The sequence below is a fragment of the Acidithiobacillus sp. genome (assembly GCF_049965315.1).
In the GTDB taxonomy this organism is placed as follows: domain Bacteria; phylum Pseudomonadota; class Gammaproteobacteria; order Acidithiobacillales; family Acidithiobacillaceae; genus Acidithiobacillus_B.
Genome location: NZ_JBMFWL010000005.1, coordinates 53,371 through 74,865, shown reverse-complemented (window position 1 = coordinate 74,865; position 21,495 = coordinate 53,371). Strand labels below are relative to the sequence as shown.

Genomic DNA, 21,495 nt, shown 5'->3' with positions numbered 1-21,495 from the left:
GCGAAGCCGCCTAGGACTCCGGGCTTTCGGCCCAGGAAGGGTGCTCCTGCGCGATGACTTCCCGCACCGGACGGCGTTGGCCGAAACCTTGCTGATAGCCATGGTAATGGCCCAGTTCCGCCTCCGGGTAGCGCCAGCACAGGTAGCCGTCGCCCGTGTCGAAATCCACCAGCCATAGGCCGGTCACCACCACGCCCAGGCGTTCCATCTTGCCTACCCAACGGTGGATGATGGCTTCGTAGCGCTGTTCCAGGCGCTCCAGCTCGCTGCGCTGGGCCACTCCCGCGCGGAGGCTGGCGGCGATGGGGTCGAGCTCCTGGTAGGCGGCGGCGGTGATGCGCTGGACCAGGGGAAAGAGAACCCGGGCTTCGGCGAGGGTGAAGACGCGCACGTCGCCGGGCATGCGGATGGTGCACAGGGGCCTGGCGTCCGGTCCGGGGTTGGGCTTATCCGGCATGGGGCAGCCGCCGGTGCAAGAGTTCCCGGATTTCCTGCACCCCCAGCAGCCATGCCCCGGCCAGATAGAGCAGGGTGGCGAGGAGGATGAGCACGCCCAGGCGGAGGAAGCGTTCACCCATGGACAGGGCCAGCCACAGCGAATCGGCGCCGCGGAAATAATAGAGCAGCAGGCCCATGAGCAGGGCCAGCCCCGAAGACTTGGCCAGGAAGAGGGCCCAGCCGGGCATGGGCCGGTAGCTTTCATCGCGGTAGAGGCGCCGTCCCAGCAGGACGGCATTGACCAGAGCGGCGAAGCTGGTGGCCAGGGCCAGGCCGAGCTGCTGCAGGGGCCAGGCGAGGATGAGGCTGAGGACCATATTGGTGGCGACGCTGATCATGCCGAACTTGACCGGCGTGCGGGTGTTCTGCCGCGCGTAGAAGGCCGGCGCCAGGACCCGGGCGGCAATGATGGGGAGGATGCCCAGCCCGTAGCCCAGGAGGCTGAGATAGCTCTCCCGGGCGTCGTGGGCGGTGTAGGCGCCGTAGCGAAAGAGGCTGATGAGCAGCGGCCCGCCGAGGAGCAGCAGGCCGATGGTGGCGGGCAGGCCGATGAGCCAGGTCAGGCGCAGGGCCCAGTCGAGGGTGTGGCGGAATTGCGGCGACTGTTCCGCCGCCTGGCGGGAGAGCATGGGCAGCACCACAGTCCCCAGGGCGACGCCGAAGACCCCCAGGGGAAACTCCACCAGGCGATCCGAGTAATAGAGATAGGAAACGACGTTGGCGCCCACCAGGGAGGCGAGGATGGTGTTGAGGAAGAGGTTGATCTGCGCCACCGAGGCGCCAAAGGCGGCCGGTCCCATGAGGCGCAGGACCTTGAGCACGCCGGGATCGCGGCGGCGCAGGCGCGGCCAGTGCAGATGGCCCACCCGTTTCAGGGCGGGCAACTGAAAGAGGATCTGGAGCACTCCGCCGGCGAATACCCCCCAGGCTACGGCGACCGCCGGCTGGGCCAGGTGGGGGGCCCACCACAGGGCGGCGGCGATGATGCTGAGATTGAGGAATACGGGGGTGAAGGCGGGCACCGTGAAATGCCCGTAGGTATTGAGGATGCCCCCCGCCAGGGCCACCAGGGAGATGAAGAAAAGATAGGGAAAGGTGATGCGCAGCAGTTCCACGGTGAGGGCGAACTTGGCCGGATTGTCGGCGAAACCGGGGGCGATGGCATAGACGATGGCGCTGGCGGCGAGCATGCCCACGACCGTCACCAGGGCCAGGGTCAGGGCGAGCCAGCCCGCCACGTCCTCCACAAAGGCCCGGGTTTCCTCCGCGCTGCGGGTGGTCCGGTATTCCCCGAGGACCGGCACGAAGGACTGGGAAAAGGCCCCCTCGCCAAAGAGGCGGCGGAAGAGGTTGGGGACGCGAAAGGCGACGAAAAAGGCATCGGCCATCTCGCCGGCGCCAAAGAGCCGCGCCAGGATCACGTCGCGCACGAAACCCAGCAGGCGCGACACCATGGTGTTGCTTCCTACCTTCAGGACGCTGTGGAGAGGGCTGCGGCTCATGCTGCAGACATCGTGGCTGGCGGGGAGATCATTGTTTGGATTGTGACATGATGGGAGAGGGGCGCCAAGGCGGAAGCGGGGCCGTGGGCCGGATCCGGGTCGGCTGGGGAGGAGATGTCGGCAAGGAGGTGATCATAATTGTTGGCATCGTGTCCGTTTTTGCGTACACTGCCCTCCATGCAGAAAGTCAGCGAGAGGATTCGGCAGATGCGCGAGGAGCAGGGCTTGTCCCTGCGCGCCCTGGCCGAGCGGGCGGACGTTTCCGCCAGCGCCCTTTCGCAGATCGAGGCGGGACAGAATTCGCCGTCCATCGCGACCCTGGAGAAGATCTGCGCGGCCCTGGGGGTCCCCATTGCCACGCTCTTCGATGAGGGGGATACGGAGGGGGTGCCGCTGGTGATGCGCGCCGGCGCACGGCGCAAGGTCTACAGTGCGGGCTCCCATGCCAGCATCGAGCCCCTGGCGCGGGGGCTGGCGCGCAAAAAGATGCAGCCGCTGCTGATGGTTCTGGAGGCGGGCGGCGAATGCGGCGAGCATCCCTACGCCAGCGCCGAAGGAGAGGAGTTCGCCATGGTCATCCACGGCGCGGCGCGCTTCGAGCAGCAAGGGACGGTGAGCGAACTGCGGGCCGGCGACGCCATCTACTACGATCCGCGCCTGCCCCACAACTGGCATAACGCCAGCAGCGGTCCCACGACCCTGCTCGTCGTGGTGGCGCAATGATGGCGGCCCTGCCTCTGGATCTGGCCATGGCGGCCCTGCTCTCGTGGCTGGGCCTGGGGTTGCTGGGCTTTGCCCTGGGCGGGCGCCAGGCCCTGGCCTGCCGCGTGGTTTTTCCCCTGAGCGCCATGGGCGGACTGCTCCTCGCCGCGGCGGGGTTCTGGGCCTTGACGGCAACCCCCGACGTCCTGGAGCTTGCCGGGCCCTTCCCCGTCCTGCCCTGGTCCTTTCGCCTGGATCCCCTCTCGGGTTTTTTCCTCATCCTGCTCGGACTGCTCGCCGCCGCCGTCTCGGTCTTCGCCACCGGTTACTTTCGCCCGTTGCCGGCGGCCGCCCTGCGTCGGCTCTTTCTGCAATACCAGAGCTTCTTGCTGGGGATGGGGCTGGTCCTGCTGGCCGACAACGCCTACACCTTCCTGGTCGCCTGGGAGATCATGGCCATCGCCTCCTATTTTCTGGTGGTGACGGAGCATGAGGAGGAGGGCAGCCGACGGGCCGGCTTCCTGTATCTCCTCATCGCCCATCTGGGCGCCCTGGCCATCCTCCTGGGCTTTGCGGTGCTGGCGGGAGTGCAGATCCTGCAGGGCGGGAGTTTTGCCGCCATGATGCAGGCCCAGCTCAGTCCTTTCTGGGCGTCGGCGGCGTTTTTGCTGACCTTCTTCGGCTTCGGCGCCAAGGCCGGCCTCCTGCCCTTGCATATCTGGTTGCCCGAGGCCCATCCGGCCGCCCCCGCACCGGTTTCCGCCCTCATGAGCGGGGCCATGCTGCAGACGGCCTTCTATGGCATGCTGCGCGTGGATTTCCTCTTTTTGCCCCGGGCGGCGGACTGGTGGGGCCCCTTCGTCCTGCTGGTGGGCCTGGCCAGCGCCCTTTTTGCCGTCCTCTTCGCGGCGGCGCAGACCGACATGAAGCGGCTCCTGGCTTATTCGTCCATTGAAAACATGGGGCTGATCATGGTGGCCATGGGCCTGGCGCTGATCTTCCGCGCCCACGGCCTCGATGCGTTGGCGGCCCTGGCCCTCATCGCGGCCCTCTATCACGCCCTGAATCACGCCTTTTTCAAGGGCCTGCTCTTTCTCGGCAGCGGCAGCGTGCTGCATGCCGCCGGGACGGTGGCCATGGACCGCCTGGGCGGCCTCATCCAGCGGATGCCGCAGACGGCCTTTTTCATGCTGGTGGGGGTGCTGGCCATTGCCGGGCTGCCCCCCCTCAACGGCTTCGTCTCCGAGTGGCTGCTCCTGCAGGCCTTTTTGCTGGCCCCCGCACTGCCCCAAAGCACCCTGAGCGCCGTCCTGCCCCTGGCGGCCTCCGGAGTGGTGTTGTCCGCCGCCTTGGCGGCCTACGCCATGGTCAAGTTTTACGGCATCTCCTTTCTGGGGCAGCCCAGGGCCCATTTGCCGGTCCATGAGACGGGGCGCTGGGAGCGCGGCGCCATGGGCCTTCTCGCCCTGGCCTGCGTTGCCCTGGGCCTGTTCCCGGGTGTTCTGATCGGCCTGCTCGACCCGGTGATCCGGGAGATGGTGGGGCAAGGCCTCGGGCGGCAGGGCTGGCTGTGGCTGACGCCGGTTTCCGCCCAGCGGGCCAGCTACAGCCCGGTCATTTTCCTCTTCGGGATCGCCCTGGCCCTCGGCGTCGCCTTTGTGCTGGTGTGGTGGCGCTTTGGCCGCCCGTTGCGCCGCGCCGGGGTCTGGGCCTGCGGCTTTCCGCTGCGCACGGCACGCATGCAGGATAGCCCACTGGGTTTTGTCGAGCCCTTGTTGCGCATTTTCCGCCCCGTGTTCCAGTTGCGCCGGGAAGCCTTGTCAACGGCGGCGCCGCGCCTCAGCCTGCAGTTGGGGGAACCCGTCACCGCGTACCTGTATCGCCCCCTGGCCGCCACCGCGGCCTGGCTGTCGGCCCAGATGGTGCGCCTGCAGCAGGGGCGCATCACGGTGTATCTCCTGTACAGCTTCCTGACCCTGCTCCTGCTCCTGGCGCTGCTGCGATGATGGCCGCGAACCTCTTCCAGGTCCTGCAAACCCTGCTGGTGCTCCTGCTGGCGCCGCTCTTCGCCGGCTATCTGCAGAATGCCCGCGCCCTGCTGCAAAACCGCCGGCCGGCCGGGATCCTGCAGCCGTACCGGGATCTCCTGCGCCTCTTCCACAAGGAATCCATCATCGCCGAGGGGACGTCCTGGCTCTTCCGCGCCACGCCCTATCTCCTTTTTGCGGCCATGTGGCTGGCGGCGGGGATCGTCCCCATCCTGGCCACCGCCCTCCCCCTGGCGCCGGCGGCCGATGTCATCGCCCTGGTGGGCCTCTTCGCCCTCGCGCGGGTCTTCCAGGTCCTGGCGGCCATGGATACCGGCACCGCCTTCGGCACCTTGGGGGCGCGCCGGGAGATGCTGGTGGCGGCCATGGCGGAGCCGGCCTTGCTGGCCGCCCTCTTTACCGCCTCGCTGCTGTCCCACTCCACATCCCTGAGCAGCATCGTCGATCATCTGGAGAGCCTGCGCTTTGCCCTGCATCCCAGCATGGTCTTTGCCGCCGCCGCCTTTTTCATGGTGCTGCTGGCGGAGAACGCCCGCATCCCCGTGGACAATCCCGCCACCCACCTGGAGCTGACCATGATCCACGAGGCCATGATCCTCGAATACTCGGGTCGCCACCTGGCCCTGGTGGAGTGGGCGGCGCAGATCAAGCTGCTGCTCTATGTGGGGATCGGCATTGCCCTTTTCCTGCCCTGGGGGATCGCCCCGGCGGGCGATCCCGCGGCCTTGCCGGCGGCCTGCCTGTGGCTGGCGCTCAAGCTCCTCGCCGCCGGGGCGGTCCTGGCCGTCATCGAAACCCTGCTCGCCAAGCTGCGCCTCTTCCGCGCTCCGGAGTTCATGGCCACGGCCTTCCTCTTGGGGGTGATCGGGCTTCTGAGTTATTTCATGTTGGGGGCCTGAGATGCTGGTGAGCGCGCATATCGCCGTTTGGGGGACGTCGCTGCTGAAGCTGCTCGCCGCCCTGCTGCTGCTCATCGGCTTTGCCATGCTGGCGCAGCGGCGCCTCCTGACCCTCATCCATCTGCTTGCCTGGCAAGGCTTCGTCCTCGCCCTGGGGACGGCCCTGGTGGCCCTCCTCACCGGCCAGACGGAACTGTGGTATTCGGCCGCCCTGACCCTGGGCCTCAAGGCGCTGCTGATTCCTGCCGTCCTGCATCGCCTCCTGCGCCGCCTCAAGGTTCGTGGCGACGTGGAAGCGGTGATCAATATCCCCACCACGCTCCTGCTGGGTATCGTGCTGGTGATCTTTGCCTTCAGTCTGGCCGCCCCCATCAGCGCCCTGACGGGCACCATCACCCGCGGCATGGTGGGCATCGCCCTGGCGGCGGTACTCCTGTCCTTCCTGATGATGATCACCCGCCGCAAGGCCATTTCCCAGGTGGTGGGCTTCCTGGCCATGGATAATGGGCTCTTCTTCGCGGCCACCAGCGCCACCCTGGGGATGCCCATGATCGTCGAACTGGGCGTGGCCCTGGATGCGCTCATCGGCTTTGTCATCCTCGGGATCTTTTTTTTCCAGATGCGCGAGACCTTCGACAGCATGGATCTCTCCCATCTCGAACGCATTCGCGAGGAATGATGCTGATTCTACTGGTATTGGCTTGCGCATTTGTCGGCATCCCCCTGCTCGGGCTGTGGGGATACGGGCGGCCGGGCGGCTGGATCTTCGTGGCGGTGAACGGCCTCACCCTGCTCGCCACCCTGGCGCTGGCCGGGCAGGTGGCCCTGACGGGTGGCTTCACGGCGGCCCATGAGCAGTTCGTGGTGGACGACTTCAGCATGCTGCTGGTCCTTGTCGACGGGGTGGTGGGTTTCAGCACGGCCCTTTTCTCGCGCGGCTACATGGCCAGGGAAGCGGCGCATTGGCAGCTTTCCCGGGGGCGCATGCGCCTCTATCACGTCATGTTCCAGACCTTTCTCTTCACCATGCTGCTGGCCTTGCTGACCAACAGCATGGGCATCCTCTGGGTGGCCATGGAAGGGGCGACCCTGGCGACGGTGCTCCTGGTCAGCCTCTTTCGTACCGCCGAGGGCCTGGAGGCCGCGTGGAAATATTTCATTCTCTGCGGCGTGGGCTTGGCCATGGCCCTATTCGGCACCATTCTGCTGTACTTCGCGGCGCAGCGGGTCCTGGGCAGCGGCAGTCAGGCCCTGCTCTGGACCCATCTCGACGCGGTACGGGGGCAGTTGCAGCCCCACGTCATGGCCATCGCCTTCGTCTTCGTGCTGGTGGGCTACGGCACCAAGGTGGGGCTGGCCCCCTTGCACAACTGGCTTCCCGATGCCCATGCCAGCGGTCCCAGTTCGGTTTCGGCGGTGCTCTCGGGGCTGCTGCTCAATGTGGCCCTCTATGCCGTCCTGCGCACCAAGGTCCTGGTGGACGGTGCCGTGGGTCCCGATTTCGCGGCGCATCTGCTCATGGGCTTCGGCCTGCTCTCGTTGCTGGTGGCGGCCTTTTCCATGCTGCGCCAACGCGACGTGAAGCGGCTCTTTGCCTACTCCTCGGTGGAGCACATGGGGCTGGCCACCTTTGCCTTCGGGGTGGGCGGCCCCGTGGCCAGCTTCGCCGGCATTCTCCACATGCTCAGTCACAGCCTCACCAAGTCGGCGGTCTTTTTCTCCGTCGGCCAGGCGGTGCAGACGGCGGGCAGCCGCGAGATCCAGCGGATCCACGGACTGCTGGAGCATAGCCCGGTCCTGGGCTGGGCCATGATGCTGGCGGTCCTCGCCATCCTCGGGATGCCCCCCAGCGGACTCTTCCTCAGCGAATTTCTCATCATCACCAGCACCATGCATGCCCAGGCCTGGGCCACTCCCCTGTTGCTGCTGGGCCTGGGCGTAGCCTTTGCCGCCATTTTCCCGCGTCTGCAGGGAATGGTCTTCGGTCGTTCCCCCTGGACCCATGCCGGCCCGGCACCGGTCACCATGCTGCCCGTTTTCGTGCAATTGGCGCTGGTGGGACTGCTGGGGGTCTTCATCCCCGTCATCCTGGTGCAATGGATGCAGCACGCCGCTGCATTCCTGAACTGAGCAAGGAGCCGATCATGCCAAGTCCACAACTGCGGGCATTGGGGTCTTTCCGGCGCTGGGCCGGGCCAGCGCCGGTGTGGTCCGGCCGAGTCGCCGCTCCCCTGTGGTCGTCCCTGGGTCAGGCCATTCATGGTCAGGGCGGCCGCCTCATGGGGTTGTGGGGGGAGGATCGCCGTGCCGCGGAAGGATGCTTTCTGGTGCATGGCGCCTTCCTCTTTGAGCAGGGGCTCCTTCTCGCCGAGCAGGAGGTCGGCGCGGTCAGCCCGGAAACCCCCTCCCTGGCCGCCATTTTCCCCGCCGCCAACCGCATGGAGCGGACCCTGTACGACCTCCTGGGGATCCGCGCCCGGGGTTTGGCGGACCAACGCCCCTGGCTGCGCCACCAGGCCTGGCCGGAGGATCAGTTTCCCCTCCGCGCGGACTTTGCGGGCAGCGATCTCGGCAGGGCGGGGGATGGTCGCTATGCCTTCGTGCCCGTGGCCGGTGAAGGCGTACATGAGATCTTCGCGGGTCCCGTCCATGCCGGCATCATTGAACCCGGCCATTTCCGCTTTCAAGTCCTGGGCGAGGAAGTCCTGCGCCTGGAGGCGCACCTGGGTTATACCCATAAAGGGACGGAGCGTCTCTTCCAGGGCCAAGACATCGCCGGCGGGGCGCGCCTGGCCGGGCGGGTGAGCGGAGACAGCACGGTGGCCTACGCCTGGGCCTATGCCCAGGCCGTGGAGCAGATCCTCGCCCTGACCCCGCCCCCCCGGGCCCGCTGGCTGCGTGCCCTGTGCCTGGAGCGGGAGCGCCTGGCCAACCACCTGGGGGATCTGGGGGCGCTGGGCAATGACGCCGGACTGGCCTTTGCCCTCACCCAGTTTTCCCGCCTCAAGGAAGACTTCCTGCGGGATCAGGAGCGCTACTTCGGCCACCGTTATCTCATGGACCGGATTGCGCCCGGCGGCGTGGCCTTTGATCTGGATGCCGGGCAGTGTGGGGCCCTGCGGGAGGCTGGCCGGACCTTGGGTGTGGCGGTGGCCCGCCTGCAGGAGATCCTCGCCGAGCACGGCGGTTTGCGCGACCGGGTGGTGACCCTGGGCCGCATTTCCCCTTCCCTGGCCGCTGATCTGGGCATGATGGGCATGGCCGGCCGGGCCAGCGGCCAGGCCTGGGATCTGCGGGTGCAGTTTCCGCAGCCGCCCTATGATGCGCTGGAGGTGCGCATGGCCCTGGAGAGCGACGGCGATGTGGCGGCGCGCATGGCCGTGCGCTTCGCCGAGATCACGGAATCCTTGCGCCTGCAGGACCGGATTCTCGACGCGCTCCCCGCGGGAGAGACCATGCTCCCCGTGGCGGGCCTTCCCGCCGATGGGGTGGGAGCGGCGTGGGTGGAGAGCTGGCGGGGAGAGATCCTGCTCTGGCTGCGCATGGAGCAGGGGCGCATCACCCGTTGCCATCCCCAGGACCCGTCCTGGACCCTCTGGCCGGCCGTGGAGCAGGCGGCGTTGCGCGACATCGTCGCCGACTTCCCCCTGATCAACAAATCCTTCAATCTGAACTACAGCGGCCACGACCTCTAGGCCCGAGGGCCGGCCCTGGGTGCGATCGTTTTCGGGAGGAAACGCCCATGTACCGTATCTTGCGAGAAATCATCCGCCTCGGCCGGGTCGGCGATCCGCCGCCCAAGCCTGGTCCTGCCGGCGCCGACGGGGTGCCCGGCTATTTCCGCCACAGCCTGGCGATCCGGCAGGTGGATGCCGGCTCCTGCAACGGTTGCGAGCTGGAGATCAATGCCCTGAACGGCCCCCACTATGGCCTGGAGAATGCCGGCTTTCGCTTCACCGCCTCTCCTCGCCATGCCGACGTGCTCCTGGTGACCGGTCCGGTGACCCGCCACATGGCCGAGGCCCTGCGCAGCACCTACGACGCCATGCCCCATCCCAAACGGGTGGTGGCGATGGGCGATTGCGCCTGCTGCGGCGGGGTCTTTGCCGGCAGTTACGCGGTGCTGGATGGGGTGGAGGCGGTCCTTCCCGTGGCTGTGCGCATCCCCGGCTGCCCGCCCAATCCCGCGGCGCTCCTGCGCGGCCTGCTCACGGCAGCAGGCGAGCCACCTCTTGCTGCAGAAGAAAATCCCTGAAAGCCTGGGCGGCGGCGGAAAGGCGCTTGCCCTGACGGTGAACCAGGTACCAGTGGCGCTGAATGGGCAGTCCTTGCACGGCGAGGATGACCAGGTGCCCGGCGGTCAGTTCCTCGCGGATGGTGTGCAGGGAGGCGATGCCCAGGCCCATGCCGGCGCGCACGGCATGCTTGATGGCCTCATGGCTGCTCATTTCCATGCTGGTCTGGAGGGACACGCCGGCCTTGCTGAAAAAGCGTTCCGCGGCGCTGCGCGTCCCCGAGCCCGCTTCGCGGACGATGAAGGGATATTCCGCCAGATCCCGGAGGGGGATCCGGGAACGCTGGGCCAGCGGATGGCCGGGCGGAGCGATGACCACCAGGGGGTTGTCCAGAAAGGCGGTGGCCTCCAGCGCCAGTTCTTCGGGTGGCCGACCCATGATGGCCAGATCCACTTCGTTGTCGCCCAACTGATGCAGCAGGGCTTCGCGGTTGGTGACGTCCATGCTCACCTTGAGCTGCGGATGCAGGCGCGCGAAGGCGGCGAGCAGATAGGGGGCGATGTAGGCGCCGGTGGTCGCCACGGCGATATGCAGGTGGCCGCCCGCCAGGCCTTTGAGGTCGTTGATGACCTGGGCGGCCTCATCCAGTTGCTGGGCGATGGCGGTGCTGTAGCGGGCCAGTTCGCGGCCGGCCTCGGTGAGGTAGATCTTCCGTCCGACCTGCTCGAAGAGGGGCAGGCCCACCTGTTCCTCCATTTGCTTGATCTGCATGGATACCGCGGGCTGGCTCAGGTGCAGCTCCTGGCCGGCGCGGGTAAAGCTCTGATGCCGCGCCACGGCGGCAAAGACCTGGATCTGGCGAAAGGTAAGATGCATGGCCCCTCCCTGGGGTGGGCGTCCCCAGCCTTTGGTTCATCAGCAATAGCTTATCACAAAAATCATAAAGACTGATTAGAGTTTATGATTGGGGCGGACTATAGTTCCTCCATCGCTCCGGGAATGGGCGATCGCACCGGGGTCCCCGGGCGCGGGCAACTGCATGGAGGTGCAACGATGGCCGTCAAGACTTACAACGCAGGTGTGAAGGATTACCGGAACACCTATTGGGAACCCGATTACGCGGTCAAGGATACCGATCTCCTGGCCGTGTTCAAGATTACCCCCCAGGCGGGGGTGGACCGTGAAGAGGCCGCCGCCGCGGTGGCCGCCGAGTCCTCCACGGGCACCTGGACCACGGTGTGGACCGATCTGCTCACCGACCTCGACTATTACAAGGGCCGCGCCTACAAGATCGAGGACGTGCCCGGCGACGACACCTGTTTCTACGCCTTCATCGCCTATCCCATCGACCTCTTCGAAGAGGGTTCGGTGGTCAACGTCTTCACCTCGCTGGTGGGCAACGTCTTCGGCTTCAAGGCCGTGCGCGCCCTGCGCCTGGAAGATGTGCGCTTCCCCATCGCCTACGTCAAGACCTGCGGCGGCCCGCCCCACGGCATCCAGGTGGAACGCGACATCATGAACAAGTACGGTCGTCCGCTGCTGGGCTGCACCATCAAGCCCAAGCTCGGCCTCTCGGCCAAGAACTACGGCCGCGCCGTTTATGAAGTGCTGCGCGGTGGTCTGGACTTCACCAAGGATGACGAGAACGTCAACAGCCAGCCCTTCATGCGCTGGAAGCAGCGTTTCGATTTCGTCATGGAGGCCATCGACAAGGCCGAGCGGGAGACGGGAGAGCGCAAGGGTCACTACCTGAACGTCACCGCCCCCACCCCCGAAGAGATGTACAAGCGTGCCGAGTACGCCAAGGAGATCGGCGCACCCATCATCATGCACGACTACATCACCGGCGGTTTCTGCGCCAACACGGGCCTGGCCAACTGGTGCCGGGACAACGGCCTGCTCCTGCACATCCACCGCGCCATGCATGCCGTGCTGGACCGCAACCCCCACCATGGCATCCACTTCCGCGTGCTGACCAAGATCCTGCGCCTGTCGGGCGGCGATCACCTGCATTCCGGTACGGTGGTGGGCAAGCTCGAAGGCGACCGCGAGGCGACCCTGGGCTGGATCGACATCATGCGCGAGCGCTTTGTCAAGGAGGACCGCAGCCGCGGCATCTTCTTCGATCAGGACTGGGGCTCCATGCCCGGCGTCTTCCCGGTGGCCTCCGGCGGCATCCATGTCTGGCACATGCCCGCCCTGGTCAACATCTTTGGTGATGACTCGGTCCTGCAGTTCGGCGGCGGCACGCTGGGTCACCCCTGGGGCAATGCCGCCGGCGCCGCCGCCAACCGGGTCGCCCTGGAGGCCTGCGTCGAGGCCCGCAATCGTGGCGTGGCCATCGAGAAGGAAGGCAAGGCCATCTTGAGCGAGGCCGCCAAGCACTCGCCCGAACTGAAGATCGCCATGGAGACCTGGAAAGAGATCAAGTTCGAGTTCGACACCGTCGACAAGCTCGACGTGGCCCACAAGTAAGGGTCGTCGGGACGCAACTGATCTGCACAACGCTGCGGGGCATGCCCGGCATGCCCCGCCAGGGCAACGATACGGACGCCAAGGAGTTTTTATGAGTCAAGTACACGATTACAAATCCCGTCTCTCCGACCCCGCCAGCCGGAAATTCGAGACTTTCTCCTATCTCCCCCCCCTGACCAAGGAAAAGATCCGCGAACAGGTGGAGTACCTGGTGAAAAAGGGCTGGAGTCCGGCCATCGAGCACACCGAGCCGGAGAACGCCTTTGACCACTACTGGTATATGTGGAAACTGCCCATGTTCGGCGAGACCGACGTGGACAAGGTGCTGGCCGAGGCCGAAGCCTGCCACAAGGCCAACCCCGACAACCATGTGCGGCTGGTGGGGTACGACAACTACAAGCAGTCCCAGGGCACCGCGTTGGTGATCTATCGGGGCAAGACGGTTTAAGCGCTTTGCCGTGGCTGGAAGCAAATCTCCCCACGGCAGGGTTTGCGTGGGGTTTTTTATGGCCTAAGGAGATTCCATGAGCGAGAAGATGGAGCAGTACCGCATTCACCAAGAGCCCTATTACCGTTCCACCGGTGACGAAGTGGCCCTCTACGAAGCCGCCTACAGCGTGCGCATGCCGATGATGCTCAAGGGCCCCACCGGTTGCGGGAAGACGCGCTTCGTGGAATACATGGCATGGAAGCTGGGGCGGCCCCTGATTACCGTCGCCTGCAACGAAGACATGACCGCCTCGGATCTGGTCGGGCGCTTTTTGCTCGACGCTCAGGGTACCCGCTGGCAGGACGGCCCCCTGACCCTGGCCGCCCGCCATGGCGCCATCTGCTACCTCGACGAAGTGGTGGAGGCGCGGCAGGACACCACCGTGGTCATCCATCCCCTCACCGACAACCGGCGGATGCTGCCCCTGGAAAAGAAGGGCGAACTGGTCCATGCCCACCCCGATTTCCAGTTGGTGATTTCCTACAACCCGGGTTATCAGAGCTTGATGAAGGATCTCAAGCAGTCCACCAAGCAGCGTTTTGGCGCGCTGGATTTCAACTATCCCGAGCATGTCACGGAAACGGAGATCGTCGCCCATGAAACGGGCGTGAACAGCGAGGTGGCCGGAAAACTCGTCTCCATCGCCGAACGCGCCCGCAATCTCAAGGGACATGGTCTGGATGAAGGGATTTCCACGCGCATGCTGGTCTATGCGGGCTCCCTCATCGCCAAGGGCGTAGAACCCCTGGCGGCCTGCCGGGTAGCCCTGGTCAGGCCCATCACCGATGATCCGGACATGCGCGACGCCCTGGATGCGGCCGTGACCACCTACTTCTGAGCCAGGGCAGCGGCCGGAGGATTCCCTCCCCCGGGGGGAGGGGGTAGCGCCGACAGTATTGGCGGCTTTCCGCAAGCACAGGGGAAATGGCATGAAGCGTTTGGAAGATTATGCAGAACTCGTGGAGGCCTTCGGCGAGGACAGCCAGGCCGTGTTGCGCGCCAACTGGCAGGAGGCGGCGCGGGTCTTCAGTCCGCATGGCCTGGATCAATATCTGGACGGGGCCATGGGCCTGCGCTCTCTGGGCAAGGGCAGCGCCCTGGTGAGCGCCTATCTGGACGCCGCCCCCCATGTGGCCCGGGAGGTGGGCGAGGATGCCGTCTGGGAGATGGTCAACGCCATCATGAAGATGTCCTCCAAGACCAGCGGCGCGGTGCTGGAGGCCGTCCTTGCCACCAGCCCCACCGCCGCCAACCGCCTGGCCGACCTGGAACTCTTCAAGAGCTATCTGGGCCTCCTCGATCGCCTGCTGGCCCAGGCGCCACGCGCCCTGCGGCCCATGTTGGGCAACCTCGATCAACTCTTTGCCCAGTTGACCCTGGGGGGATTGCGGCGCTGGGCCCTGTGGGGGGCCCATGCCTTGCGCACGGATTTCGCGGCCCAGGCCGCCTACTTCTCCCTGCAGAGCCCCGAGGCCTTGGCCATGCTCCAGCAGGAGCGCAAGGGGACGCTCTTCGTCGACATCCAGCGCCGCCTGCGCATGTACCTGCGCGCTCTCTGGGGACGGGATTTCTTTCTGCGCCCCACCAGCGGCGATTATGAGAACCGCGAGGGTTATCGCCCTTTCATCGAGGGGATCTTCATCCACCTCCCCGATGCCTACGATGACTGGGAGGAGCAAACGGGCCTGCAGCGCTATCGCGCGGCCGCCGCCCATGCCGCCGCCCATGTCGCCTACATGCATACGGCCATTTCCGCCGAGGCCCTGACCCCCTTGCAGATGGCGGTGATCGGGCTTATGGAGGACGCCCGCGTCGAGGCCCTGGCCATGGCGGAGTTCCCCGGCCTGCGCGAGATCTGGCGGCCCTTTCACCGGGCCATTCCCGGCCCGGTCAACAGTCTGGCCGATCTCTTCGCCCGGCTGGCTCGCGCGCTGATGGACCCCGGCTACGTTGACGACCATCCCTGGGTACGGGAGGGGCGGAGCGCCTTCGCCGAGCAGCTCGACCGTCTCCGGGACAGCCGGCTCTCCTGGGAACTGGGGGTGCGCCTGGCCCACAGCCTGCTGCGGGAGCAGATCCCCTATCATGCCCGCACGGACATCCCGGATATCCCCTACCGCGACGACAATCGCTACATCTGGGAGTTTGCCGAGATCGACTGGGAGCGGGAGGCCACGCTTCTCCCCGGCAGCCAGGTGCGGCGCTACGTCAACGTCATGGAGATGGTCAACGAGATCGACACGGAAACGGCGGGCGACGACGCCCAGGAAGTCTGGGTCCTGCAGTCGGAGCTCTTTCCTTATGAAGACATGGGGGTCAGCTACAATCAGATGGAGGGCAGGGAGCCCGTCTCCGATCCCTTCCACTACCCCGAATGGGATTACCAGATCCAGGTCAACCGCCCGCACTGGGTGACGGTGCTGGAACGGCGCCCCCAGGCCGGCGATCCGGCCCTGGTGCGGGAGGTGCTGGACAAGTACAAGCCGGTGTCCAGCCGCCTCAAGTACCTCATCGAGGCCCTGCAGCCCCAGGGCGTGCAGCGTTTGCGCAAACAGGAGGATGGCGACGAGATCGATCTGGAAGCGGCCATCCGGGCGCTGATCGATATCCGCATGGGCCACCAGCCCGATACCCGCATCAACATCCGCAACATCCGCAAGGTGCGGGACCTGTCGGTGCTGGTGCTCATGGATCTCTCCGAATCCACCAACGACCGCGTCTATGGATCCACCGACAGCATCCTGCAGCTCACCCGCGAAGCCACGGCCCTGCTGGCCGATGCCATGTCCCGGATCGGCGATCCCTTTGCCATTCACGGCTTTCACTCCGACGGGCGCCACGATGTGAGCTATTACCGTTTCAAGGACTTCGGCAGCGCCTATGACGAGCAGGCCATGGGGCGTCTGGCGGGAATGACGGGCAAGCTCTCCACCCGCATGGGCACGGCCCTGCGTCACGCCGGCCATTACCTTCAGCAGCAGCGGCAGAGCAAGAAGCTGCTGCTGGTCGTTACCGACGGGGAGCCTGCCGACATCGACGTGCGCGATCCCCAATACCTCCGTTACGACGCCAAACGAGCGGTGGAAGAACTGGAGCGCAACGGGATCACCACCTACTGCCTGAGCCTGGACCCCCACGCCGATGAATATGTGGCGCGGATCTTCGGGCCCAGGAACTATCAGGTCATCGACCATGTGGAGCGGCTGCCGGAAAAGCTCCCCATGCTCTACATGGGCCTCACGCGCTGAGATGGCGCAGGGACGCGGAAAATGGCGCTGGGGCCGGGACCTGGGCGTGCTGCTGGTGCTGTTGCTGGGGGTCTACGCCTTCACCCAATGGCGCGGCGCCGCCCCCGGCCCCTCGCCCCGGACCTTGCCGGTGCTGGCCCTGGAGACTCCTGCGGGCGCTGCCTTGCAATACACCTCGCCCCCTGCCCAGGTACAGCTCATCAACTTCTGGTCGCCCGACTGCCCACCCTGCATCGCCGAGATACCGGCATTGAACTGGCTGCAGGAAACCCTGGCCGGCCGTCACTTCACCGTGCTCGGGGTGGCGGTGGCCGGCACCACACCGCCCGCGCTGCGCCAGGCAGCGCTCCGCTACGGGATCCATTACCCCCTCTTGCTGGATGGCTCGGGAAAGGCCGCCCAAACCCTGGGCGGCGTCGTGCTGACGCCCACATCCATCCTCGTGAACGGCCACGGCCGGGTGGTGGGCCGTTATGTGGGCGCCATCTCCCTGCCCGTAGTCCTCTGGCGCCTGCTGCTCCTGCGCCTCTGATCCTGTCCCGCCAACTGCCCGCAGAGCATTGCGCAGGAGCGGCCCATGGCCGCGATCCGGCGGCCGTTTGGGGGAAGGAGTGGGCGACGGGCATGCCCCCTCCCCTTGACCGAAGACGCCTGGATCATGCGATCCGCTGTTCCTCCCCGGCAAGCCGTGACCGTAGTTGCAGCGCCCGGGACCGTGCCGCCAAGGGAGTGGCGGTGCGCCGGCGGCCATAGCGCTTCAGCAGGGCCGTCCAGCGTTTTCTGGTTTCCTGAGGATTTTTTTGCGCCTGCGCCAGCATGCCGAAGCCATCATCCCACCAGCCGCATTCCCCCAGGATTTCCTCCGGCCAGCGCTCCAGGTACGCATCCCGCATGATGCTCCTCCCCAGTTCGGCCAGATCTCCGGCAACCCCCAGGTCCAGGGCGTGTGATTTCCAGGAATCCCATTCAAACAGCATGTCTTGATCGTTCATCGTCATCTGCCATTCCCCCTGTTCCCGCATCCCGGCCATCCCTCGATCGGCGCGGGGGCATGGCATGATGGAGCGGGTATGCATATTCACGAAGGTTATCTTTTTAAGCTCTAGTACACGAATGCTTTCCTGTCAAGGTGAACCGCGGCAACCGGCGTTGGCGCCATGACGCATCGGCCGGCGGCGACCCCGGCGGCAGGGTGGTTCTTTGCCGGATGCCAACGCGCTATGATGTCCATTTTGGAGAGAGTCATGATCCGGAGTATGACGGGCTTTGCGCGCCGCGAAAGCAGTGGGTCGTGGGGTGTCCTGAGCTGGGAATTGCGGACGGTGAATCATCGCTTCCTGGACCTGAGTTTACGCTTGCCCGATGGTTTGGGCGTCCTGGAAGGCCCCATCCGCACGCGTATCCAGGCGAAGCTGGCGCGTGGCCGGGTGGATGCCTGGCTGCGTTATCAGCCGGCGGCGGGGGAGGGGCTGCGCCTCAATAGCGCCCTGGCGCTGGAACTGCACGGTATCGGCGCCGAACTGGCCGAGATCTGGGAGCAGCCCGATGCCCGTTTTTCGTCCTTTGAGGCGCTGCGCTGGCCGGGCATGGTCAGCGCAGCCGGCACCGATCCCGAGGCATTGGAGCAGGAAACCCTGGATTTGCTGGACATCGCCCTGGGCGAACTGCAGGCCGCCCGGGCGCGGGAAGGGGAGAGTCTGGGGCGCATCCTGACCGAGCGCCTGGACGCCATAGGGGTCCTGACCCGCACCCTGCGCGAGCACCTGCCGGAACTGGAGGCCGCCCTGCGCGCCCGCCTGCAGGCGCGTCTGGCGGACCTGGCGCTGCAGGTGGAGCAGAGCCGCTGGGAGCAGGAACTCGTTTTTTATCTCCAGCGCCAGGATGTGGCGGAGGAACTGGACCGTCTCGACACCCACTTGCTGGAAGTGCGGCGCACCCTGGCGCAGCGGGAAGCCGTGGGCCGGCGCCTGGATTTCCTCATTCAGGAGCTCAATCGGGAAGCCAATACCCTGGCTTCCAAGGCCGGCGACGCGGCCATGAGCCTGGGCGCGGTGGAGCTCAAGGTGCTCATCGAACAGATGCGCGAACAGGTGCAGAATGTGGAATGAGCGCCCATGATGGACCAGAGCAGCCATGGTATCCTGTGGATCCTCTCGGCGCCCAGCGGCGCGGGCAAGACCAGCCTGGCGCGGGCCCTGGTGGCGGCCACGCCCCATTTGCGGGACTCGGTATCCTATACCACGCGCCTGCCGCGGCCCGGAGAGGTGGACGGGGCGGATTATCACTTCGTCAGCCCCGCCACCTTTGCCGAGATGGCGGGCAGCGGTGATTTTCTGGAGCATGCGCGGGTCCACGGCAACGATTACGGCACGAGCGAGCAATGGGTCAAGGCCCAGCTCCTGGCAGGCATCGACTGCCTGCTGGAGATCGATTGGCAGGGGGCACGGCAGGTGCGCGAACGGCTCCCGGGGCAGGCGGTGAGCATCTTCATCCTCCCCCCCTCTTTGGCGGCCCTGGAGGCGCGACTGCGGGGCCGCGGCCAGGACAGCGACGCCGTCATCCAGCGCCGGCTGGCGGCGGCCAGGGATGAGTTGCTGCACTACGACGAATACGACTATCTCGTCGTCAACGACCATTTCGACCGTGCGCTGGCGGACCTGAAGGCCGTCATCCACGCCGAGCATCTGCGCGCGGTGCATCAGTGTCAGGCGTTGCAAGGGCGGCTGCGCGCCTTGCTCGGGCTTTAGGGCGTTGCGGAACGGCCCCCCTAGCGCAGCAGCCGGGGCTTGGGGTAAGGTGAACAGTTATCTTTGAGGAGCAGGCTAGAATGGCACGTGTAACGGTAGAAGATTGTTTGGAGCATGTCGATAATCGTTTTGAACTCACCCTGGTGGCGGCCCGGCGCGCCCGGCAGTTGGCCTCGGGGGCGGCGGCGCAGGTGGAGCCGGGTCGGGACAAGCCCACCGTCGTGGCCCTGCGCGAGGTGGCGGCGGGCAAGGTGGGCAGGGAGATCCTGGACCAGCAGGTACCGCCGCCGCTGGCGAGTTTCCCCGGCGCGGTGGGCCGTGAGGAGGTGGGTGCAGAGGATGGACCAGTTACCTGAGGGCGCGGTGATGCGCTCCCCGGCCGGGATGGCTGGGGAGCAGGGGGAGGAGCATGGGGTGGGCGTGATCTTGCGCCTGCCCCCCGTCGCTCCGGCCCTGGAGGATCCCTGCGCCCCCTTGCGCGCCTTGCTGCTTCGCTATCTCGGTCCGGAAGAGGTGGAGCGGGTGCGGGAGGCGTATCAGTTCGCCGCGGACGGCCATCACGATCAGTTCCGTCGCAGCGGTGAGCCCTATATCCATCATCCCGTCGCCGTGGCCTGCATCCTGGCGGAGCTGCAACTGGACCTGTTCACGATCCAGGCGGCCTTGCTGCACGATGTCATCGAGGATTGCAACGTCAGCAAGGAAGCCCTGGCCGAGCGTTTCGGGGCGGAAGTGGCGGAGTTGGTGGACGGGGTCAGCAAGCTCGGCCAGGTGCGTTTCGAGACGCGGGAAGAGGCCCAGGCCGAGAACTTCCGCAAGATGTTTCTGGCCATGTCCCGGGATATCCGCGTGGTCTTGATCAAGCTGGCGGATCGGCTGCACAACATGCGCACCATGGGGGTGATGACGGCGGACAAGCGCCGGCGCATTTCCCGCGAGACCCTGGACATCTACGCCCCCATCGCCCAGCGCCTGGGCATTCATGCCATTCGCATCGAGCTGGAGGAGTTGGCCTTTTCCCACCTCTATCCCAAGCGTTGGCATGCCCTGAGCGAGGCCATCAAAACGGCCCGGGGCAACCGCAAGGAAGTGGTGGTCAAGATCCAGCAGGCCCTGGAGGAGCGGCTGCGCCGGGAAGGGATCGAGGCGCAGGTCAGCGGTCGCGAAAAGCATGTCTACAGTATTTATCACAAGATGCAGAAAAAGGGCCTGCCCTTCAGCGCGGTTCACGATCTGCACGCCTTTCGGGTGATCGTGGCGGACGTGGATACCTGTTATCGGGTGCTGGGCATCATCCATAGCCTGTATCGCCCCATTCCCGGGCGCTTCAAGGACTATATCGCCATCCCCAAGTCCAACGGCTATCAATCCCTGCACACGGTCCTGCTGGGGCCCTTCGGCCATCCGGTGGAGGTGCAGATCCGCACCGAGGACATGCACCGGGTGGCGGAGGCGGGGGTGGCGGCCCATTGGCTGTACAAGAGCGGCGGCGCGAATCTCAATGCCGAGGTGCAGGCCCGCGCCTGGCTGCAGCGTCTCCTGGAACTGCAAACCCAGGGGGGGGATTCCCAGGAGTTCCTGGAGAGCGTCAAGCTCGACCTCTTTCCCGACGAAGTGTACGTGTTCACCCCCAAGGGCAAGATCATGAACCTGCCGCGGGGGGCCAGCGCGGTGGATTTTGCCTACGCGGTGCACACGGACATTGGCGATCAGGCGGTGGCGGCCAAGATCAACGACGTCTATGTGCCGTTGCGCTCCTTGCTCAACAACGGCGACCGGGTGGAGGTCATCACCGCCGCCTCGGCCCATCCCCAGCCGGGTTGGCTGGATTTCGTGGTGACGGCCAAGGCCCGCGCCAATGTGCGCGCCTATCTCAAGACCATGCAGCATAGTGATGCCGAGACCTTGGGGCGCAGCCTGCTGGCCAAGGCCCTGCATAGCCTGGGGGGCAACCTGGAGACCGTGGGGCCGGCGGATTTTCAGCGCATCCTCAAGCTCTTTCAGGCGGGGAGCGAAAGCAATCTCCTCGCCGCCATCGGGATGGGAGAAGTGTTTCCCCTGGTAGTGGCCCACAAGCTGCTCCCCGAGGGCGAGGACCGCGGCCGTCTCGTGCAAACGGCCCGCCGTCTGGGGCAGGCCGTGAGCCAGTTTTTGCCGGCGCGCCTGATGCGCGAGGAGACGGCCAAAAAGCCGCTGCTCATCCGCGGCACCGAAGGCATGCCGGTGACCCTGGCCCGCTGCTGCCGGCCCATTCCCGGCGACCCCATCCTGGGGTTCATCAGCGCCGGCAAGGGGGTCGTGGTCCACACCCATGATTGCCACAATATCCGCGAGTGGCGCAAACGCCGGGATCGTTGGGTGGATGTGCAATGGGATCCGTCGGCCCAGGGCGAATTTCCGGTGAATATCCGCGTGGTGGCCGAAAGCGCCCGGGGGGTGCTGGCGCGCATTGCCACCTATATCTCCGAGGATGGCTCCAATATCGACCATGTGGATATCGAGCCCCAGGATGGACTTTATACGGGTATCACCTTTACCATTGATGTCCATGATCGCGATCATCTCGCCCGGATCATGCGCAGTTTGCGCAGTTTGCCCATGGTGTCGCGGGTACAGCGGGTCAAGGGCTAGGGCAGCCGTCCCTTTTTGCA

At 66.0% G+C, this 21,495-nt stretch carries 20 protein-coding genes; 16 read left to right on the top strand and 4 right to left on the bottom strand.

Annotation, left to right across the window (positions count from 1 at the left end):
• Positions 1-10: 10 nt before the first annotated feature.
• Together ACP5MM_RS02740 and murJ are read right to left on the bottom strand one after the other, a co-directional pair.
• On the bottom strand, positions 11-457 hold the full coding sequence (locus tag ACP5MM_RS02740; RefSeq protein WP_427931887.1) for a DUF2203 domain-containing protein: 447 nt from the start codon (positions 455-457) through the stop codon (positions 11-13).
• A complete protein-coding gene (murJ, locus tag ACP5MM_RS02735; protein ID WP_427934073.1) occupies positions 447-2,000 on the bottom strand; it encodes a murein biosynthesis integral membrane protein MurJ in 1,554 nt (517 codons plus the stop codon). Before murJ ends, ACP5MM_RS02740 begins: the two co-directional genes overlap by 11 nt.
• Positions 2,001-2,177: 177 nt before the next feature.
• Between murJ and ACP5MM_RS02730 the strand changes: the two genes are divergently transcribed.
• From ACP5MM_RS02730 to ACP5MM_RS02700, 7 genes are read left to right on the top strand one after another with little or no spacing between them, the layout of a single operon-like run.
• Positions 2,178-2,723 carry a helix-turn-helix domain-containing protein gene (locus ACP5MM_RS02730; protein WP_427934072.1) on the top strand — a complete coding sequence of 182 codons (546 nt, stop codon included), beginning with the start codon at positions 2,178-2,180 and terminating at the stop codon, positions 2,721-2,723.
• Positions 2,720-4,708 carry a hydrogenase 4 subunit B gene (hyfB, locus tag ACP5MM_RS02725; RefSeq protein WP_427934071.1) on the top strand — a complete coding sequence of 663 codons (1,989 nt, stop codon included), beginning with the start codon at positions 2,720-2,722 and terminating at the stop codon, positions 4,706-4,708. The genes ACP5MM_RS02730 and hyfB overlap by 4 nt, the downstream gene beginning before the upstream one ends.
• Positions 4,705-5,649, top strand: a complete 945-nt coding sequence (locus tag ACP5MM_RS02720) for a respiratory chain complex I subunit 1 family protein (RefSeq protein ID WP_427931892.1) — start codon at positions 4,705-4,707, stop codon at positions 5,647-5,649. Before hyfB ends, ACP5MM_RS02720 begins: the two co-directional genes overlap by 4 nt.
• Before the next feature lies 1 nt (position 5,650).
• Complete coding sequence (locus ACP5MM_RS02715) at positions 5,651-6,328, top strand: formate hydrogenlyase (protein ID WP_427931894.1); 678 nt, start codon at positions 5,651-5,653, stop codon at positions 6,326-6,328.
• The gene (locus ACP5MM_RS02710; RefSeq protein WP_427931896.1) at positions 6,325-7,779 is read left to right on the top strand and encodes a hydrogenase 4 subunit F; all 1,455 of its coding nucleotides are present in this window, start codon (positions 6,325-6,327) and stop codon (positions 7,777-7,779) included. The genes ACP5MM_RS02715 and ACP5MM_RS02710 overlap by 4 nt, the downstream gene beginning before the upstream one ends.
• Positions 7,780-7,793: 14 nt before the next feature.
• Positions 7,794-9,344, top strand: coding sequence for an NADH-quinone oxidoreductase subunit C (locus ACP5MM_RS02705; RefSeq protein WP_427931898.1), 1,551 nt, complete (start codon positions 7,794-7,796; stop codon positions 9,342-9,344).
• A 47-nt stretch (positions 9,345-9,391) separates the two neighbouring features.
• Complete coding sequence (locus ACP5MM_RS02700) at positions 9,392-9,904, top strand: NADH-quinone oxidoreductase subunit B family protein (protein WP_427931899.1); 513 nt, start codon at positions 9,392-9,394, stop codon at positions 9,902-9,904.
• On the opposite strand, the gene ACP5MM_RS02695 is transcribed toward ACP5MM_RS02700, so the two are convergent.
• The gene (locus ACP5MM_RS02695; RefSeq protein WP_427934070.1) at positions 9,858-10,760 is read right to left on the bottom strand and encodes a LysR family transcriptional regulator; all 903 of its coding nucleotides are present in this window, start codon (positions 10,758-10,760) and stop codon (positions 9,858-9,860) included. The two genes, ACP5MM_RS02700 and ACP5MM_RS02695, sit on opposite strands and share 47 nt — an antisense overlap.
• A 177-nt stretch (positions 10,761-10,937) precedes the next feature.
• Here ACP5MM_RS02695 and ACP5MM_RS02690 point away from each other — a divergent pair, with 177 nt between their 5' ends.
• The 5 genes from ACP5MM_RS02690 (at position 10,938) to ACP5MM_RS02670 (ending at position 16,629) form a co-directional block, all read left to right on the top strand.
• Positions 10,938-12,359 carry a form I ribulose bisphosphate carboxylase large subunit gene (locus tag ACP5MM_RS02690; RefSeq protein ID WP_427931903.1) on the top strand — a complete coding sequence of 474 codons (1,422 nt, stop codon included), beginning with the start codon at positions 10,938-10,940 and terminating at the stop codon, positions 12,357-12,359.
• Positions 12,360-12,450: 91 nt separating this feature from the next.
• The gene (locus ACP5MM_RS02685; RefSeq protein ID WP_427931904.1) at positions 12,451-12,807 is read left to right on the top strand and encodes a ribulose bisphosphate carboxylase small subunit; all 357 of its coding nucleotides are present in this window, start codon (positions 12,451-12,453) and stop codon (positions 12,805-12,807) included.
• A 76-nt stretch (positions 12,808-12,883) separates the two neighbouring features.
• The gene (locus tag ACP5MM_RS02680) at positions 12,884-13,687 is read left to right on the top strand and encodes a CbbQ/NirQ/NorQ/GpvN family protein (RefSeq protein WP_427931906.1); all 804 of its coding nucleotides are present in this window, start codon (positions 12,884-12,886) and stop codon (positions 13,685-13,687) included.
• A 91-nt stretch (positions 13,688-13,778) separates the two neighbouring features.
• Complete coding sequence (locus tag ACP5MM_RS02675; protein WP_427931909.1) at positions 13,779-16,097, top strand: nitric oxide reductase activation protein NorD; 2,319 nt, start codon at positions 13,779-13,781, stop codon at positions 16,095-16,097.
• A 1-nt stretch (position 16,098) separates the two neighbouring features.
• On the top strand, positions 16,099-16,629 hold the full coding sequence (locus ACP5MM_RS02670) for a TlpA family protein disulfide reductase (protein ID WP_427931911.1): 531 nt from the start codon (positions 16,099-16,101) through the stop codon (positions 16,627-16,629).
• A 124-nt stretch (positions 16,630-16,753) separates the two neighbouring features.
• On the opposite strand, the gene ACP5MM_RS02665 is transcribed toward ACP5MM_RS02670, so the two are convergent.
• Complete coding sequence (locus tag ACP5MM_RS02665) at positions 16,754-17,095, bottom strand: hypothetical protein (RefSeq protein WP_427931912.1); 342 nt, start codon at positions 17,093-17,095, stop codon at positions 16,754-16,756.
• 246 nt (positions 17,096-17,341) lie between these two features.
• Between ACP5MM_RS02665 and ACP5MM_RS02660 the strand changes: the two genes are divergently transcribed.
• The 4 genes from ACP5MM_RS02660 (at position 17,342) to ACP5MM_RS02645 (ending at position 21,475) form a co-directional block, all read left to right on the top strand.
• Positions 17,342-18,205: a YicC/YloC family endoribonuclease gene (locus ACP5MM_RS02660; RefSeq protein WP_427931914.1), complete on the top strand. Its 864-nt coding sequence runs from the start codon at positions 17,342-17,344 to the stop codon at positions 18,203-18,205.
• 6 nt (positions 18,206-18,211) lie between these two features.
• Positions 18,212-18,844, top strand: coding sequence for a guanylate kinase (gene gmk, locus ACP5MM_RS02655; RefSeq protein ID WP_427931915.1), 633 nt, complete (start codon positions 18,212-18,214; stop codon positions 18,842-18,844).
• An 80-nt stretch (positions 18,845-18,924) separates the two neighbouring features.
• Positions 18,925-19,200: a DNA-directed RNA polymerase subunit omega gene (rpoZ, locus tag ACP5MM_RS02650; RefSeq protein WP_427931917.1), complete on the top strand. Its 276-nt coding sequence runs from the start codon at positions 18,925-18,927 to the stop codon at positions 19,198-19,200.
• A 10-nt stretch (positions 19,201-19,210) separates the two neighbouring features.
• The gene (locus ACP5MM_RS02645) at positions 19,211-21,475 is read left to right on the top strand and encodes a RelA/SpoT family protein (protein ID WP_427931936.1); all 2,265 of its coding nucleotides are present in this window, start codon (positions 19,211-19,213) and stop codon (positions 21,473-21,475) included.
• Positions 21,476-21,495 lie beyond the last annotated feature (20 nt).